This is a genomic window from Roseomonas sp. CCTCC AB2023176, assembly GCF_042259275.1.
Lineage (GTDB): Bacteria > Pseudomonadota > Alphaproteobacteria > Acetobacterales > Acetobacteraceae > Roseomonas.
Genome location: NZ_CP170086.1, coordinates 1,416,021 through 1,432,001 on the forward strand (window position 1 = coordinate 1,416,021; position 15,981 = coordinate 1,432,001).

Sequence of the window (15,981 nt, forward strand, 5' to 3'; positions counted from 1 at the left end):
CCTACCAACGACGGTCGTAGCGCTCCTCGGCCCGCTCGCGCCGCTCCTCGCGGCGTTCCTCCCGACGCTCCTCGCGCCTCTCGGCGGCGCGCCAGTCCCGGGCGCCGTAGCCAGGGGCCGCAACCGCGGGACGCCCGGGGCCGTAGCCGCCGTAGGGCTCCGCGCAGGCGGCGAGGGCGGTCAGGGCGAGGAGGGCCGGCAAGGCGAGACGGGTCATGACGGCAATCCTGGGCGTTGTACCGATGTAACGCCCGCGAGACGACCGGGGTTGCCCCCGCGCGCCGGTTTATCGCGCCCCGCCGCCGCGCTGCATCTTCTCGTACCGCGCCATAAAGGTTCCGCCGGGCTCGGGCGCCGGCAGGTCCCGGCCCTTCGTCCAGCCTTCTGCAAGCGGCAGCGACGCAAACCGCCCCTTGCCGCGTCCCAGCAATGACAAGGCCCCGATCGCGGCGCGCGTCGCCGTGCGGTACCAGCCGGGCCGCCGCGCGAACCAGGCCCAGATGTTCAGGTTCGTGCGGATCGCCGCGGGCGTCAGGTGCCGCTCGAACTCCCGCTCCCGCCAGTGGCGCATCAGCTTCGGCAGCGGGATCCGCACGGGGCAGACGCTCTCGCATCGCCCGCAGAAGGTGGAGGCATTGGGAAGGTGCCCCGCCTTGTCCACGCCGACGAGGGAAGGCGTCAGCACCGACCCCATCGGCCCCGGATAGACCCAGCCATAGGCGTGCCCGCCCGTCACGCCGTAGACCGGGCAGTGGTTCATGCAGGCCGCGCAGCGGATGCAGCGCAGCATGTCCTGGAACTCCGTGCCGATCATGTTGGACCGGCCGTTGTCGAGCAGCACCACGTGGTACTCCTCCGGCCCGTCCAGGTCGGCGGCGCGGCGCCCGCCCGTGCTGAAGGTCGTGTAGACCGACATGTCCTGGCCCGTGGCGGAGCGCGCCAGCAGCCGCAGCAGCGACGTGCAGTCCTCCAGCGTCGGCACGACCTTCTCGATGCTCGCCAGCACGACGTGCACGCGCGGCAGGGTCTGCGTCAGGTCGCCGTTCCCCTCGTTCGTCACGATGACCGAGGACCCGGTCTCGGCGACGAGGAAGTTCGCGCCGGTGATGCCGACATCGGCCGCGAGGAACTTGCTCCGCAGCAGCCCCCGCGCCTCCGCCAGGATGTCGCGGCGTTCGTGGAAGACGCGGTCGGCCGGAAGATCGGTGTGGGCGCGGCGGAACGACTCCTCCCAATCCTCCCGGTTCAGGTGGAAGGCCGGCGCGATGATGTGGGACGGGTACTCGTGCCGGATCTGGATGATGTACTCGCCGAGGTCCGTCTCGACCGGCGTGATCCCGTGCGCCTCCAGGTGGTCGTTCACCCCGATCTCCTCGGAGATCATGGACTTGCCCTTGGTGACGGTCCGCGCCCCGGCCTTGCGGCAGATCTCCAGCACGACGTTCCGCGCCTCCTCGGCCGTGGACGCCCAATGAACGTGCCCACCCGCGCGCTCGACGTTCTCCGCGTAGATCTCGAGGTAGTGGTCGAGGTGCGCGAGGGTGTGGTTCTTGATGTCCCGCCCGAGGTCGCGCAGCCGCTCGAACTCCGGCAGCCCCTCGACCGCCTTGGACCGTTTGGCGTGGAAGCCCGGGCCGGATTTCGCCAGCGCCTTTTGCAGGCCGGCATCCGCCAGCGCCCGGGAGGCGCGGTTCTTGAAGTCGGGGGAGGTGAGGGTGACCATGGCCACCCCGCTTCTACACCATCACCGCGCCTTGGGCATGTGTCGTGCGGGCACGGCTGGGACGGTCCAAGGGCAGCGGCACCAGGTCGTCAGAGCTTGTCCGCCGCCTTCTGGGTCTGGGCCAGGGTCTCCTGCGACGTCTTGATCGTATTGAGGTGTGCGACGAGTGTGGTTCGCAGCTTCTCGAGGTCCTTCGCCTGCTGCTGGATCTCCTGCGCCGTCGCGTCCTGGAAACCGGTGTGGGTCTCCTCCTGCTCCCGCAGTTCCACCTTCAGCTTCTTGTCCTGGTAGTGGTCGTAGGCTCCCCGGGTGATGTCCACCCCCGTCTTGACCGTGAGCACCACCTTCACCGGGGGGATATGGCTCAGCATCCAGTTCAGGATCGCGCCCGGCGCGTTGGAGACGTCGGGCTTGAACGGGTAGGTCTTCCGCTCGTGCATGCGCTTCTCAACCTTGATGCGCTCGGCCTCGATCCGCTGAAACTCGCTCTGGCTCTCTTTCAGGGCGCCATCAAGGAGCATGATGTCCTCTTCCTTGCGCCGCCGCTGGTCCTCCAGGTCCTTCTGGAGTCGAAGCTGCTGATCGCACTCCAGCTTCTTCTGCTGGATGAATTCGCCGAGCTTGACCTTCTGCTCCACGTACGTCGCCGTGCCGCCCCGCATCCAAACGGCAAAGGGGATGCCGGTCTGCTCGTGAAACCAGCCTTTCTCGTTGCTTCCACTCATCGCGCGGACCTCCACGCCGAGGTCAGCATGCGCGAGTCAGCCCGGGCAATCGGATTGTGAAGCGATCCAATTCATGATCTGGCCCATCCGCGCACGTGATGTTCCCTCTTGGCCGCTCATCGGGCCACTGCGTGAGACGCGGCGTCGGATTCCTCGTCCTGCTATCCCACCAGCGCCGCCGCCAGGTTCACCGCCGCCGCCAGCACCACCGCGTTGAACAGGAAGGCCAGCGCCGCGTGCCCCAGCACGACGCGCCGCATCGCCGGCGTGGTCGTCGTCACGTCGGACACCTGCGCCGTCATCCCGACCGTCATCGCGAAGTAGAGGAACTCCGGGAAGTCCGGCCGGTCGTTGCCGGGGAAGGACAGGCCGCCATGCAACAGGTGCTCGTGCGCGTAGTGGTGCGCGAAGATCACCTGCACGAAGCACCAGGACAGGATGACGGTGCCTCCTGCCAACGCCGCCGCGGCGCCCGCGCCCGGCGTCCCCTTCGCGACGGCCAGGTCCGCCACTACCGCGACGAGCGAGGCGACGGCAGCCGCGGCGGACAGGGTCAGGACGGTCCAGCGGCTCCCCTCCAGCTCCCCGGCGCGGCGGGCCATCGCCTCCGGGCTCGCCGCCCAGACCCGCGGCAACAGGGACGCGAGGTAGGCGATCACCGAGGCATCCCAGCCGATCACGGCCGCGCCGGTCCCCCGCACCCCCGCGATGGCCGCCACCGCCGCCCCGATCACGCCGCACCCGATCGCGATGAGCAGCGCGGGGCGGCGCCCGAGGGTCACGATCTCAGCGCTCCTCCGCCTCCCCAATGGGCGCCACGCGGTCCGTCATTCCTGCCAGGACCTCGGCGACGTGGCGCACGCGGATCTCCGACCCCTCCCGCTTCAGGCGCCCCGCCATGTTCAGCAGGCAGCCCATGTCGCCCGCCAGCAGCGTATCGGCCCCCGTCCCGCGGATGTCCGCCACCTTGTCGGTGACCATCCGCGTCGAGATGTCCGGATACTTCACGCAGAAGGTCCCGCCGAAGCCGCAGCACAGTTCGGGCTCCGCGAGGTCCCGCACAGTCAGCCCCGGCACCGCCGCCAGCAGCCGCCGCGGCTGCACCCGCACGCCCAACTCGCGCAGCCCGGAGCAGGAGTCGTGATACGCCGCCACGCCGTCGTAGCGCGCCCGCGTCGTATCCGCCCGCACCACATCCGCCAGGAACTGAGTCAACTCGTGCGTCCGCGCCGCCAGCGCTTCCGCCTTGCCGCGATATTCCGGATCGTCGGCGAAGAGCGCGGGGTAGTGGTGTGCGATCATCCCCGCGCAGGACCCGGATGGCGCGACGACGTGGTCGTAGCCCAGGAACTCGTCCACCACGCGCCGCGCGAGGTCCGCCGCCGTCGCGCGGTCGCCCGTGTTGTACGCGGGCTGGCCGCAGCAGGTCTGGGCGCGCGGCACCTCGACGATGCAGCCCGCCTCCTCCAGCAGCTGGATCGCGGCGAAGCCGACCGTCGGCCGGTAGAGATCCACGAGGCAGGTGACGAAGAGCGCGACGCGCGGCCGCCCGGCCGGCGCGGAGACAGGATCAGTCATCGCCGCAGGATACCGAAGCGGGCGCGGGGCGTCACCGCGGGGCGCGGCCGCTGCCCACACGGCGGTCCCGCCGTTCCGGACGCCACCACCCCGGACGCGGCGACGTCATCGCGTGGCCTCCCCCGGTGCCACGGCGAAGACGGGCCGGCCGGACGGGGTCGTCCCGGCCACCGGCACGGCGGCCGCGTCACCCTCCGCCCCCCGTGCCCGGCCACGGCCGCGCGGCGCGGGGTCGAGGTCGGCCTCCGCGATCTGCAGGTTCGGGTTCCGCGGCCGCAGCACCCAGACCTGGACCGCGTCCCGCATCCGCCCCGCGCCGGCCTCGGCATTGCCGTCCCAGCCCCAGAAGATATCCACGCGCGCGCGGCCCTTGATCGCACCGCCCGTGTCGGCCGCGACCATCAGCCGCTCCAGCGGACGCCCGGTCAGCGGGTGGCGGGTCGCGATCCAGACGGGCAGGCCGAGCGGCGTGAACGCGCGGTCCACCGCCACGTTCCGCAGCGGCACCAGCGGGATGCCCATCGCCCCAGCCGGCCCGTCGGAGAGCGGCAGATCATCCCGCCAGCGGAAGAAGACGTGGGACGGATTCCGCTCCATCAGTTCCCGCACGGGCCCCGGCCCGGCCTCCCGCAGCCAGGCGCGAAGGGATTGGAACGACACCTCCTCCCGCCGCATCACGCCCCTCGTGACGAGGACGCGGCCGATCGGCACGAAGGGCTGCCCGTTCTGCCCGGCATAGCCCACGCGCCGCAGCGTCCCGTCGGGGAAGAGCAGCCGCCCCGACCCCTGGATCTCCAGGAAGAACGCCTCGACCGGATCGGCCCAGGCCAGGACCTCCGCCGGCGGCTCGCCCCGCTCCACCGCCGCGTAAATCGCGGCGCGCGCCGGCGTCGGGCCGGGCGGCTGGGCCATGATCGCGGCCCTTCGCCCCTCCTCGCGCGCAGGGCTCACCCGGAGGGTCGGCTCGTAGTAGCCGGTCGCGACGCCCTCCCCTTGTGGCTCCGCCACGAAGTACCGGTCCACCCAGGCGCGGACGGCCGCGTCCGTCGGGTTGCGCAGCCGGGCCAGGGCGGTGCAGGCGGGCGTGAGGGATTCCGCGACGCTCGGCGGCACGTCGTCCGGCAGGTCGGGCGGGGACTGGGCGGCCGCCGCAGTCCGCGGCTGCGGGTGGGCGGTCGCGGCCAGCACCGCACGCGCATGGGCGCAGGCCATCCGGATCGCCGGCAGGGACTGGCTCACCGCATCCGCGCGCCACCCCGGCAGGGTGCGCGGCGGGACGGGCGGGCCGGGATCGGCGAGGTCGGTGGCGGCCTGCGGCGCGGGAAGGGCGGGGACGCGCCCCGGAGGCGCCGGCACGCGCGCCGAGACCTCCCGGAGCTCCGACTGCGTCGCGGGCACCTGCGGCGCCTCGACGACCACGTCGTCCAGGACCGTCCGCGGCGGGGCGTCGGCGATGTCGGTCGCCGCGCAGCCAGTCAAGCAAAATGGGACGATGATGCGGAGCAGGTGGCCGGCGGGACGGGCCCACCGGCGGGATCGAGCCTTTAGGCCGAGCGGGTGGCCACCAGCTTCCAGGTCGGATCCTCCGAACGCAGGTCCCGCTGGAAGGTCCAGACGTCCGTGAGTTCCGTCACCGCGTCGGTGCCGGCCACGGGCTTGCCTTCCGCGTCCGTAGTCAGGTTTACCTGATCGGAAACGAACCGCACGGTCACGTCCGCGACAGTGCCGCGGAGGTCAGCCGCCTCGATCGAGGCGTCCCGGACCTCCCGGATTTCGGTGCGCTGGCGCTCGCTGCGGGACTCGCGGTCTGCGATCGCCGCCTCGAAGCCCGCATAGGTCTCCTCGGACAGCAGGTCGCGCAGCAACGGGCGGTTTCCCGCGGCGAAGCCCTCTACGATCATCCGGAAGGCCCCCTCCGCGCCGCCGAGGAAGGCCGCGGCGTCGAAGGACGGGTCAACCCCGCGGATGCGCGACAGCGCCTGCCCGACTGGCCCGCGCGCATCGGGCACGCCGCGGCGCGCCGGCGCGGGGGTCACCTCGGCCTCCACCGGGCGCGGCACCGCAACGGGCGCGGGCGGGCGCTCGAACCCCGTCCGGCGGCCGAGCACGCTCCGCAGCCGCAGAACGAGGAAGGCTGCGACCATCCCGAACAGGATCAGATCAAGCGGGAATCCGCCGCTCATGGATTTGGCTCCATCGTCTCCCTCAGTTAGGCCCGCGGTCACGTCGCCGCAATAAGCGAACCGTCCCGTCAGTCGTGCCGCGCGAAGTCACGTCGGGGTCGGAGGCCGGCGTTGCCGTGCCGGGGCGCCGCCGCTACCTCCAGCCCATGATCCTCCTTCGTCACGGACAGAGCGAGTTCAACCTGCACTTCGCGAAGAACCGCGTGGACCCGGGGATCGAGGACCCGCGCCTCACCCCGCTCGGCCACGAGCAGGCGGAGTCCGCGGCCGAGGCCCTGTCGCGGGAGACGATCCGCTGCATCATCGCCTCCCCCTACACGCGCGCCCTCCAGACCGCGGCGCCATTGGCCCGGCGGCTCGGCCTCCCCGTCCACGTGCAGCCCCTGGTCCGCGAACGCTTCGCCTTCGCCTGCGATGTGGGCAGCCCCGCGCCGGACCTCGCCGAGGCCTGGCCCGAGCACGACTTCAGCGGCGTGGACCCGGTCTGGTGGCCCGACCGGGAGGAGCCGGCCGAATCCATCCTCGAACGGGCCCGCCACTTCCGGACGACGATGCGCGACCGGCCGGACTGGCCGCACACCGTCGTCGTCTCCCATTGGGGCTTCATCCTCTCGATGACGGGTCAGTCCGTCATGAACGGCCAGTGGGTCCGCTGCGACCCGCGCGAGGACGGGCCGGCCGAGGTGAACTGGCACCACGGCTGACGACTGCAGGGCGGCCTCAGACCCGCGTCCAGGCCAGGCACCCGCCCGTTGCGGGCGTGGTGCCGACCATCAGTGCTCCGCCGCGGTAGAGCCGCCAGGTGCTGGCCTCCCGCATGTCCACCAGCACGAGTTCGCCCGACGGATCGGCCCAGGCTACGCGCCCGTTGGCGGCCGCCACCGCAGCCACGGCGCCCTCCAGCCCCGTCCCCGGCCGGAACAGCACGAGCGCCGTCGTGACGCCCGCCGGCGGCAGCGAGGCGACGGGCGCCGCGCCGAGCGTCAGCAAGGCCAGGACGGACGCCGCCACCGCGCCACGCGGGGACCCGCCCGCACCGCCGATCCGCCGGAACAGGATCAGCCCCAGCAGCAGCGGCGGCCCGCCCACGATCACGAGCCACCCGATGTCCCAGGCCAGCGGGTTCGGCACGTCCACGCGGATGCGGTGGATGCCGAGGATCCAGTGGAAGACCACGACGTCCGTGACCTGCCACGCCGCGAAGCCCAGCAGCGCCGCGCCGACCATCCGCCGGTCCGCGCCCCCGCCGCGAAGCCGCCCCGCGCGCGCCAGAGCAGGACCAGTCCCACCGCCGCGATCGCATAGACCGCGACGTGGAACAGCCCGTCCGCCAGGATCTGGTTGCCGATCTGGCGCAGCGCCGCCCCCTGCACGAGCGACAGGAAGTGGTGCCATTGCAGTACCTGGTGCAGCAGGATGCCGTCGAAGAACCCACCGAGCGCGAAGCCGATCACCCCGCCGGCGAGGAGGAGGCCCCCCGTGGGGCGCATGCCGTCCTGGATCATGTGCCGCGTCCCCCGGAGATGGATGCGGGCGGGGCCGCGCGACCGGCCCCGCCCCGTTTGGTCAGACCGTTTCGTCAGACCGTCGCGCCGGACTCTCGCCTCAGACCGGCGTGTCAGACCGGCGTGTCGTTCCGGTTCGGGGCGCCCGTGGCGTTGGCGGCCATGCCGCCGCCCGTCATGCCGCCGCCCGTCATGCCGCCACCCGTCATGCCAGCCGCTGGGATGCCAGCCGCCGGGATGCCAGCCCCCGCCATCGCCGCGCCGGCCATCGGGCTGCCCGCCAGGGCGCTGCCCATCGGCCGGCCGGTCGCGGAATCGCGGGTGCCCGGTGGCACCGCGCCCTCCATGGCGCCGCCGCCCTGGATCTGCTCGACCTGCGCGCCGCTGTTCGGCGGCGGCGGGGCCAGCATCGGCTCCCCGCCAAGCGGGCGCGACCGCATCGGCTCGAAGGTCCCCTTCCCGTCGAGCGACGGCCCCTGCGTCCAGCGCCCCTCCGGAATCATCCCGTCCACGCGGTGGCCGAAATAGCCGTAGGCGAACTGGTGCTGCTCCTGCTCCTGCAGGAAGGAATTGGGCACCGGCAGCGCCGCGTTGCCGCCCAGCTCCTCGATCACCGCGAGCCACTGCTGCTGGTGCATCGTGTCGCGCGCGATGAGGAAGGAGAGCATTTCCTTCATCCCCGGATCATCCGTCATCTCGTAGAGCCGGACGGCGAGGACGCGCCCCGTCGCCTCCGCCGCGACGTTCGCGTACATGTCGCCGACGATGTTGCCGCTGGCATAGACGTGGGATGCGTTGAACGGCACGCCGTTGCAGTTCTCCGGCGTCGCGCCCATCCCGGTCGAGAGGATGTGGCGCAGGTTCATGCCGCCCATCACCGCGGCGACCGCACCGTTCCCCGCGACCGCATCCTCCTGCATGGACAACGGCGCGCCCTCGAGGTTCAGCGCGACGGCGGTGGCCAGCATCTCGATATGGCCGATCTCCTCCGTGCCCGTGTTGATCAGCATGTCGCGGTACTTCTTCGGGCCGCGGGAGCCCCAGCCCTGGAAGAGGTACTGCATCATCACGCGGATCTCGCCCTCGACGCCGCCGATCGCCTGCTGCAGGGCGCGGGCGAAGATCGGGTTCGGGCGCTCGACGCGCACGGGGAATTGGAGTTGGCCGTCGGTGTAGAACATGGGACCTCCGTCGAAAAAACCGAGAACTAACAAGGGTTAAGCGCGACGATCCGTCGCCCGGGATGCGAAAGGTCAAGGCGGCCCGCAGTTGCTCCCCCGCTCGAAACGTCACGCGATTTCCCGGCGAATTGTCACTTGATCGGCGCGGGCCTTTGCCGCGACGATTCCCGCATGGAATCAGCCGGGTTCGCCCGATTCGCTTGACCCCTTCCCCGGCGGGCCGCACATGCGCGCCGCGCCCGGTAGCGCGCCCCGGGGTGGGGTGGGCTGGGCCGAGGGGTTCGACCGTTCCATGACCGCCGCGCGGCAGCCCGCGAAGAGATTGCTGATCCGGACCTGGGGCTGCCAGATGAACGTCTACGACAGCGGCCGCATGGCCGATGTCCTGGCGCCGCTCGGCTACGCCCCGACCGAGGCCGCCGAGGAGGCCGACATGGTCATCCTCAACACGTGCCATATCCGGGAGAAGGCGTCGGAAAAGGTCTTCTCCGACCTCGGCCGCCTGCGGAAGACGAAGGAGGAGCGGCGGGCGGCGGGGCGCGACACCATCATCGCCGTCGCCGGCTGCGTCGCGCAGGCCGAGGGCGCGGAAATCACCGCCCGCGCCCCCTGGGTGGACATCGTTCTCGGGCCCCAGACCTACCACCGGCTGCCCGAAATGGTCGCCCGGGCATCCCGCGCCGCCGGCGCCGTGATCGAGACGGACTTCCCGGCGGAGGACAAGTTCGACCACCTGCCCGAAGCAACGACGCCGCAGGGTCCCGTCGCCTTCCTCACGATCCAGGAGGGCTGCGACAAGTTCTGTTCGTTCTGCGTCGTGCCCTACACGCGCGGCGCGGAGTCATCGCGCCCCGCCGCCGCCATCGTCGCGGAAGCACGGCGCCTGGCCGCCGGCGGCGCACGGGAGATCGCCCTGCTCGGCCAGAACGTGAATGCCTGGGAGGGCCCGAGTCCCGACGGCCACACCTGGCGCCTCGCGCGATTGTTGCGCGAACTGGCCGACATCCCCGGCGTTTCCCGTCTGCGCTACACGACGAGCCACCCGCGTGACATGGACGATGCCCTCATCGCCGCCCACCGGGACATCCCGGCCCTCCTGCCGTACCTGCACCTTCCCGTGCAGTCCGGGTCGGACCGAATCCTCCGCGCGATGAACCGGGGGCACGGCGCGGATCACTACCTGCGGATCGCGGACCGGCTGCGGGAGGCGCGTCCCGACCTCGCTCTCACCTCCGACTTCATCGTGGGCCACCCCGGCGAGACCGCCGCGGACCACGACGCCACGATGGACCTCGTCCGCCGCGTCGGCTTCGCCGGCGCCTACTCCTTCAAGTACTCGGCGCGTCCCGGCACCCCCGCCGCCGCCATGGCCGGCGCGGTGCCCGAGGCCGAGAAGGATCTCGCGCCTCCAGGATCTCCAGACCCTGCTCCGCGAACAGCAGGACGCCTTCAACCGCGCCTGCGTCGGCCGGACGGTGGATGTCCTGGTCACCGGCCCCGGCCGCCATCCCGGGCAGTCGGCGGGCCGCTCGCCCTGGCTCCAGCCGGTGCATTCGCCCGGTGCGTGGCAACCCGGCGAGGTCGTGCCGATGCATCTGACGGCCGCACACCCCAATTCATTGTCCGCAACCCCGGTGCAACCTGTTTTCGCCGCGCCTTCGCACGAGGAGTCCCGCGCCGCTTGACCAGCCTCGCTCCCGCGGGGGCATCGCCCTCCGCCCCGACCCACGGACGTTCGCGCGCGGCGCGACGTTCGGCGCGCCCCACGGATCAGGCGATACGGCGCCCCGATCCGTCACCCTCCAGTTCGACGACAACGCGCTGCTGCCGTTGCTCCTCGGGGAGCACGACCGGCATCTCGCGCGCATCGAGCAACGATTGGGCGTGCGGCTCACGGCGCGCGGCAACCGGGTGACGATCTTCGGGCCCGCCGAGGGGGCATCCCTCGCAGAAGCCGTGCTGAAGGGGCTTTGGAAGCGATTGGAACGCGGTGAATCCACCGGCGCGGCCGAGGTCGAGGCGGCGCTGCGCATGGCGGACGGCCCTGCCGAAGACCCGCGCCTGCCGCTCGCGGACCTGCCGGCCATCCGCACCCGCAAGGGCGCGATCGCCGCACGGTCGCGCACCCAGGCCACCTACATGGACATGCTCCAGCGGCACGAGATGGTCTTCGGCGTCGGCCCCGCCGGCACCGGCAAGACCTACCTCGCCGTCGCGCAGGGGGTGGCGTTGCTCCAGGCAGGCCGGGTGGACCGCATCGTCCTCTCCCGCCCGGCGGTCGAGGCCGGCGAGCGCCTGGGCTTCCTCCCCGGCGACATGAAGGAGAAGGTGGACCCCTACCTCCGTCCCCTCTACGACGCACTTCACGACATGATGCCGGCCGAACAGGTCACGCGCCGCCTGACGTCGGGGGAGATCGAAATCGCCCCGCTTGCCTTCATGCGGGGACGCACCCTCGCCCATTGCTACGCCATCCTGGACGAGGCGCAGAACACCACCCCCGCCCAGATGAAGATGTTCCTCACCCGCATGGGCGAGGGCACGCGGATGGTCATCACCGGCGACCCGTCCCAGGTGGACCTGCCCTCCGGCCAGACCTCCGGCCTGGTCGAGGCGCTTTCCGTGCTTGACGGGGTGGAGGGCATCGGGGTTACCCGTTTCGCCGAGACCGATGTGGTACGGCACCCGCTCGTCGGGCGGATCGTCCAGGCCTATGGCCGGGCCGAGGCCGCACGTGGTGGTGCCGTGGGGGGCAACGACGCGCGGCCCCGGCGCGCGACGAGGGAGTAAGGCGGACGTGGGCAGTCGCCCGCCCGGCGGTGATGCCGCCGGGCTTGATATCGAGGTCGTCCTGGCGGACCCCGCCTGGCGGTCCGCCGTGCCCCGCGTGGAGGACGCCGCGCGCCGCGCTGCGGCCGCCGCCCTGGCCGAGGCCGGGGCAGAGGGCACCGTCACCGTCCTGCTCGCCGACGACCGCGAGGTCCGGCGCCTGAACACCGAACATCGCGGCAAGGCCAAGCCGACGAACGTCCTGTCCTTCCCGGCGGATCACCCTGGTTTCCTCGGCGACGTCGCCCTGGCGCTCGGCACCGTGCGGCGGGAGGCGCGAGCGGCCGGCCGCCCCGTCCTCGCGCACCTGTCGCACCTCGTCGCCCACGGCGTCCTGCACCTCGTCGGCCACGATCACCTGCGCGCCGGGGAAGCTCGGCGGATGGAGCAGGCGGAGGCGCGGGTGATGCGCCGCCTCGCCCTGCCGAACCCGTGGCGAGGGCTGGCGTGAGCGAGCGGAACGGCAACGGCGCCGGCAACGGACCGCGCGAAGGCCTGCTCTGGCGCTTCCAGGGCCTGCTGCGGAAGCGCGAGGGCGAGAGCGCGCGCGACCAGGTGGCTGCCCTCGTCGAAGGCCAGGAGGACGGCGAGACCGACGACCAGGGCCTCGACGCGCAGGAACGCACGATCCTCCGCAACGTCCTGCGCCTGCGGAGCAAGACCGCAGTGGACGTCATGGTCCCCCGGGCCGACATCCTCGCGATCCAGGCCGACCTCACCTGCGACGAGGCGATCGCCTTCATCCAGCGCGAGGGCCATTCGCGCTACCCCGTCTATCGCGAGAACCTCGACGACATCCTCGGCTTCGTCCACATCAAGGATGTCTTCGCGACGGTGCGCACGCCCGAGCGCTTCTCGATCGAGAAGGTGCTGCGCCCCCTCCTCTTCGTCGTCCCGCAGGTGCCCATCCTCGACCTGCTGCTGCAGATGCGCGAACGCCGCACCCACATGGCCCTCGTCGTGGACGAATACGGCGGCATCGACGGCCTGGTCACCATCGAGGACCTCGTCGAAGCCATCGTCGGCGACATCTCCGACGAGCACGACGTGGAGGAGGCGCCGCAGATGGTCGAGCGCCCCGACGGCAGCCTCGACCTCGACGGCCGCACCCCCGTCGAGGCCTTCGAGGCGAAGCTCGGCCCCATTCTCACCGACGAGGAACGGGGGCAGGACATCGACACGGTGGCAGGCCTCGTCTTTACCCTCGCGGGACGCGTCCCCGCCCGGGGGGAACTCGTCTCCCACGCCTCCGGCCTCGAGTTCCGCGTGCTGGAGAGCGACCCGCGCCGCATCCGCCGCCTGCGGGTCCGCCGCCCCTCCGCCACGGGCGACGCGACGGGCAAGCTCGCCGCGGAGTAGAACGCCGGCGATGACCCCGCCCGAGATCGTCGCGGAGGCGCCCGCGCGCCCCGCCGCCATGCCCCCCACTGCGCGGCCCGCTTCCGGCCTGCTGCCGCGCGCCGTCGCCTGGCTCAAGTCCCTGGCAGGATGGCGAGCCCTGCTCGCCGCCTTCGTGCTCGGCGCCCTGACCGCACTGGCCTTCCCGCCGGTCTTCGCCCTGCCGGTGCTGCTGGTCTGCTTCCCCGGCCTCCTCATCCTCCTCGGACGCGCCACGACCTGGAAGCGCGCCGCCCTCCTCGGCTGGGCCTTCGGCTGGGGCGGGCACGTCACCGGCCTCTACTGGATCACCCACTCCATCCTGACGGAGGTCGAGCGCTTCTGGTGGCTCGTCCCCATCGCGGTGCCCCTGCTCGCGCTGTTCATGGGTCTCTACGCCGTCATCCCCGCCCTTCTCGCCTGGCGCGCGCGCCCGGGCTGGTCGCGGATCCTCGTCCTCGCCGGCGGCTGGGTCCTGGCGGAGTTCGTCCGCGGCTGGGCCTTCACGGGCTTCCCCTGGAACCTCCTCGGCACCGCCTGGGCCTTCGACCCCGTCGCCATCCAGGGCGCCGCCTGGATCGGGACGCATGGCCTTTCCCTGATCACCGTCCTCCTCGCCTGCATGCCGCTCCTGGGTCGCCGCGGGATGCTCGGCGGCGCCTTCGCCTTCGCCTTCCTCGGCGCCTTCGGCGTCTGGCGCCTCTCCGGGGCGGAACCCCCGCCGCTCCCCGTCTCGCTCGTCCTCGTCCAGGGCAACGTCGCGCAGGAGGCCAAGTGGCGGGAGGAGACGCGGATGCCGATCTTCCGTCGCTACCTCGACCTCTCCCGCCAGGGCATCGAAGCCGCCGCACGCCAAGCCCCGGGCACCCGCCCCGTCGTCATCTGGCCCGAGACCGCCAGCCCCTTCCTCCTCGCCAACGACCCTGAGGCCCGCCGCATCGCCGGCGAGGCCATCGGCCCGAACGGCCTCCTCCTCGCCGGCACCGTCCGTGCGGTCTGGGGCCCCGATGGCCGGGCGCGGGAGCTCTACAACTCCATGGCCGCGGTCACGCCCGACGGCACCCTCGCCGCCACCTTCGACAAGTTCCACCTGGTTCCCTTCGGCGAATACATGCCGCTCTCCGGCTTGCTGCCGGTCCGCCTCGTCCGCGGCGGCGTCGACTTCTCCTCCGGTCCCGGCCCGCTCGCCGTGCCCCTGCCCGGCCTTCCCGCCGTCTCCCCCCTCATCTGCTACGAGGTGATCTTTCCCGGCGCCGTGGTCGGCGCGGAACGCCCGGGCTGGCTGCTGAACATCACGAACGATGCCTGGTTCGGCATCTCCGCCGGCCCGCACCAGCACCTCGCCGCCGCCCGCATGCGGGCGGTCGAGGAAGGTCTGCCCCTCGCCCGCGCCGCCCAGACCGGCATCTCCGCTGTCTTCGATTCGCGAGGACGCGAGGTCGCGCGCATCCCGCTGGGGGAAACGGGGATCGCGCTGTCACCCTTGCCGACGGCCGGGGCGGCCACGCCCTTCTCGCGAATCGGGCTGCTTCTGCCGGGCCTGCTGGCGGGGGTATGCCTTCTGGCTGGATTGCTGGTAGGCAAGCGCGCGACCCGTGATCCATGAGCGCAGGATGGAAATCGTTGCGCGAGTGACCGGCACCCGTGGGTTGTCGAAAAACTTGGAATTCTCGAAAGAGTTGACAAACCTTAAGCGTTGTACCAGCGTTCAAGGAGCCTGAAGGCGCGGACTTCGCAGGATGCGGCGTCCCGTCACATTGGCACGCGGTACGCTCACCCGGCGGCCGCTCGGCGGTCGGAGGATGAGCGCGGATGCAGGGTGAAGAGGCGGTGGAGCGCAGCGCGGAACGCGAGCACCGGCCGAGTCCGATCGACGTGCACGTCGGAAGCCGCGTTCGGCTGCGGCGGACCCTTCTCGGGATGAGCCAGGAAAAGCTCGGGGAGGCGCTCGGCCTCACCTTCCAGCAGGTCCAGAAGTACGAACGCGGGGTCAACCGGATCGGCGCGAGCCGGCTGTTCGACCTTGCGCGCGTCCTGGACGTGCCGATCGGGTTCTTCTTCGACGACATGCCGGGCGGCCCGGGCGGCGGTACGTCGGCTTACCGGTCACGCCTCGCCGGATTCGCCGAGACGCAGGACGCCTTCGAGGACGACACGATGAATCGGCGGGAGACGCTGGAGCTTGTGCGAGCCTATTACCGGATCACCGAACCTGCGGTGCGCAAGCGCGTCTTCGAACTGATCAAGAGCCTCGCGCCGTCTGATTGACGCGAAGTGCGCCCGACGCGTGGCCTGACTGACGCGTGGCCCTGCGGGGCGCGTGGTTCGTCAGGTCGCCGGTGTCGCCCGGAGCTGGGGGTTGTCGAAGACGGGGGAGCGGAGGTCGCGCAGGGCAGCCGAGAGCGCTTCCGCGAGACGTAGCTTCTCCACCTCCGGCAGGAAGCGGCCGACCTCGATCGAGCGGCCGCGGCTGGTGAGGCGCAACTCGCTGATCCGGCCGGGACGGGCGTGCAGCGCCACTTTCGTCCAGTATGCGTCGAGGGAGGCTACCTCCCGCTGGCCGCGGCCATCCTCCCGCTCCACGCGCAGCGCGTCGTCGTGCAGGGTGATCCGTTCCCGCGCGCGGCTGGACCAGCGACGATGGGCGAGCATCAGCGCGAGGACGCCCACGACCTCCACGCCCATGAAGCCCGCCACGGGCCAGGCGCCCATGATCCAGAACACCGTCGTCGTCGCTACCGAGCCGATCAGCAGGAGGCCGGTGACGACGCGAAAGCCGCGGGGATCCCAGGACTGGCGGGGGCTGGTTTCGGCCTGGAATCGGACCGAGGTGTCGCAGGCTGACATGCCTGCAGATGTTAGGGTTGCCGGTGCAGTGCG

At 71.8% G+C, this 15,981-nt stretch carries 17 protein-coding genes and 1 pseudogene; 7 read left to right on the top strand and 11 right to left on the bottom strand.

Going from position 1 to position 15,981, the window contains the following annotated elements; genetic code table 11:
• Position 1: 1 nt before the first annotated feature.
• The 7 genes from ACE7GA_RS07085 to ACE7GA_RS07115 form a co-directional block, all read right to left on the bottom strand.
• Positions 2 to 217 (bottom strand): hypothetical protein, encoded by a 216-nt coding sequence (locus ACE7GA_RS07085; RefSeq protein ID WP_376097640.1) that lies wholly within the window; start codon positions 215 to 217, stop codon positions 2 to 4.
• A 69-nt stretch (positions 218 to 286) separates the two neighbouring features.
• Complete coding sequence (locus ACE7GA_RS07090; protein ID WP_376100137.1) at positions 287 to 1,723, bottom strand: LutB/LldF family L-lactate oxidation iron-sulfur protein; 1,437 nt, start codon at positions 1,721 to 1,723, stop codon at positions 287 to 289.
• An 89-nt stretch (positions 1,724 to 1,812) separates the two neighbouring features.
• Positions 1,813 to 2,463 (bottom strand): hypothetical protein, encoded by a 651-nt coding sequence (locus ACE7GA_RS07095; protein WP_376097643.1) that lies wholly within the window; start codon positions 2,461 to 2,463, stop codon positions 1,813 to 1,815.
• A 146-nt stretch (positions 2,464 to 2,609) separates the two neighbouring features.
• Positions 2,610 to 3,230, bottom strand: a complete 621-nt coding sequence (locus tag ACE7GA_RS07100) for a DUF1345 domain-containing protein (RefSeq protein ID WP_376097646.1) — start codon at positions 3,228 to 3,230, stop codon at positions 2,610 to 2,612.
• Between the two features lie 4 nt (positions 3,231 to 3,234).
• Complete coding sequence (locus tag ACE7GA_RS07105; protein WP_376097649.1) at positions 3,235 to 4,026, bottom strand: (Fe-S)-binding protein; 792 nt, start codon at positions 4,024 to 4,026, stop codon at positions 3,235 to 3,237.
• 105 nt (positions 4,027 to 4,131) lie between these two features.
• Complete coding sequence (locus ACE7GA_RS07110) at positions 4,132 to 5,505, bottom strand: MltA domain-containing protein (protein ID WP_376097652.1); 1,374 nt, start codon at positions 5,503 to 5,505, stop codon at positions 4,132 to 4,134.
• Between the two features lie 65 nt (positions 5,506 to 5,570).
• Positions 5,571 to 6,209 (bottom strand): Tim44/TimA family putative adaptor protein, encoded by a 639-nt coding sequence (locus ACE7GA_RS07115; RefSeq protein ID WP_376097655.1) that lies wholly within the window; start codon positions 6,207 to 6,209, stop codon positions 5,571 to 5,573.
• A 146-nt stretch (positions 6,210 to 6,355) separates the two neighbouring features.
• On the opposite strand from ACE7GA_RS07115, the gene ACE7GA_RS07120 reads away from it, so the two are divergent.
• Complete coding sequence (locus ACE7GA_RS07120) at positions 6,356 to 6,913, top strand: histidine phosphatase family protein (RefSeq protein ID WP_376100139.1); 558 nt, start codon at positions 6,356 to 6,358, stop codon at positions 6,911 to 6,913.
• 16 nt (positions 6,914 to 6,929) lie between these two features.
• Here ACE7GA_RS07120 and ACE7GA_RS07125 read toward each other — a convergent pair whose 3' ends face one another.
• The 3 genes from ACE7GA_RS07125 to ACE7GA_RS07135 form a co-directional block, all read right to left on the bottom strand.
• Positions 6,930 to 7,418, bottom strand: a complete 489-nt coding sequence (locus ACE7GA_RS07125) for a DUF2243 domain-containing protein (RefSeq protein ID WP_376100141.1) — start codon at positions 7,416 to 7,418, stop codon at positions 6,930 to 6,932.
• Positions 7,301 to 7,714 carry a DUF2243 domain-containing protein gene (locus tag ACE7GA_RS07130; RefSeq protein ID WP_376097658.1) on the bottom strand — a complete coding sequence of 138 codons (414 nt, stop codon included), beginning with the start codon at positions 7,712 to 7,714 and terminating at the stop codon, positions 7,301 to 7,303. Before ACE7GA_RS07130 ends, ACE7GA_RS07125 begins: the two co-directional genes overlap by 118 nt.
• A gap of 113 nt (positions 7,715 to 7,827) precedes the next feature.
• Positions 7,828 to 8,895, bottom strand: coding sequence for a manganese catalase family protein (locus tag ACE7GA_RS07135; RefSeq protein WP_376097661.1), 1,068 nt, complete (start codon positions 8,893 to 8,895; stop codon positions 7,828 to 7,830).
• 292 nt (positions 8,896 to 9,187) lie between these two features.
• On the opposite strand from ACE7GA_RS07135, the pseudogene miaB reads away from it, so the two are divergent.
• From miaB to ACE7GA_RS07165, 6 genes and pseudogenes are all read left to right on the top strand, one after another.
• Positions 9,188 to 10,580, top strand: a pseudogene (gene miaB / locus ACE7GA_RS07140) (tRNA (N6-isopentenyl adenosine(37)-C2)-methylthiotransferase MiaB).
• Between the two features lie 136 nt (positions 10,581 to 10,716).
• Complete coding sequence (locus ACE7GA_RS07145; RefSeq protein ID WP_376100143.1) at positions 10,717 to 11,685, top strand: PhoH family protein; 969 nt, start codon at positions 10,717 to 10,719, stop codon at positions 11,683 to 11,685.
• Between the two features lie 7 nt (positions 11,686 to 11,692).
• Positions 11,693 to 12,175, top strand: coding sequence for an rRNA maturation RNase YbeY (gene ybeY / locus ACE7GA_RS07150; RefSeq protein ID WP_376097664.1), 483 nt, complete (start codon positions 11,693 to 11,695; stop codon positions 12,173 to 12,175).
• A complete protein-coding gene (locus tag ACE7GA_RS07155; RefSeq protein ID WP_376097667.1) occupies positions 12,172 to 13,083 on the top strand; it encodes a hemolysin family protein in 912 nt (303 codons plus the stop codon). Before ybeY ends, ACE7GA_RS07155 begins: the two co-directional genes overlap by 4 nt.
• A gap of 10 nt (positions 13,084 to 13,093) precedes the next feature.
• Positions 13,094 to 14,707, top strand: coding sequence for an apolipoprotein N-acyltransferase (gene lnt, locus ACE7GA_RS07160; protein ID WP_376097670.1), 1,614 nt, complete (start codon positions 13,094 to 13,096; stop codon positions 14,705 to 14,707).
• 206 nt (positions 14,708 to 14,913) lie between these two features.
• Complete coding sequence (locus tag ACE7GA_RS07165; RefSeq protein WP_376097673.1) at positions 14,914 to 15,369, top strand: helix-turn-helix domain-containing protein; 456 nt, start codon at positions 14,914 to 14,916, stop codon at positions 15,367 to 15,369.
• Positions 15,370 to 15,429: 60 nt separating this feature from the next.
• On the opposite strand, the gene ACE7GA_RS07170 is transcribed toward ACE7GA_RS07165, so the two are convergent.
• Positions 15,430 to 15,948 (bottom strand): DUF2244 domain-containing protein, encoded by a 519-nt coding sequence (locus ACE7GA_RS07170; RefSeq protein ID WP_376097676.1) that lies wholly within the window; start codon positions 15,946 to 15,948, stop codon positions 15,430 to 15,432.
• Positions 15,949 to 15,981: the final 33 nt, after the last annotated feature.

Coding starts and splice junctions, on each gene's coding strand:
- ACE7GA_RS07085 (WP_376097640.1), bottom strand. CDS start 217: ATGACCCGTCTCGCCTTGCCGGCCCTCCTCGCCCTGACCGCCCTCGCC.
- ACE7GA_RS07090 (WP_376100137.1), bottom strand. CDS start 1,723: ATGGTCACCCTCACCTCCCCCGACTTCAAGAACCGCGCCTCCCGGGCG.
- ACE7GA_RS07105 (WP_376097649.1), bottom strand. CDS start 4,026: ATGACTGATCCTGTCTCCGCGCCGGCCGGGCGGCCGCGCGTCGCGCTC.
- ACE7GA_RS07115 (WP_376097655.1), bottom strand. CDS start 6,209: ATGAGCGGCGGATTCCCGCTTGATCTGATCCTGTTCGGGATGGTCGCA.
- ACE7GA_RS07120 (WP_376100139.1), top strand. CDS start 6,356: ATGATCCTCCTTCGTCACGGACAGAGCGAGTTCAACCTGCACTTCGCG.
- ACE7GA_RS07130 (WP_376097658.1), bottom strand. CDS start 7,714: ATGATCCAGGACGGCATGCGCCCCACGGGGGGCCTCCTCCTCGCCGGC.
- ACE7GA_RS07135 (WP_376097661.1), bottom strand. CDS start 8,895: ATGTTCTACACCGACGGCCAACTCCAATTCCCCGTGCGCGTCGAGCGC.
- lnt (WP_376097670.1), top strand. CDS start 13,094: ATGACCCCGCCCGAGATCGTCGCGGAGGCGCCCGCGCGCCCCGCCGCC.
- ACE7GA_RS07165 (WP_376097673.1), top strand. CDS start 14,914: ATGCAGGGTGAAGAGGCGGTGGAGCGCAGCGCGGAACGCGAGCACCGG.
- ACE7GA_RS07170 (WP_376097676.1), bottom strand. CDS start 15,948: ATGTCAGCCTGCGACACCTCGGTCCGATTCCAGGCCGAAACCAGCCCC.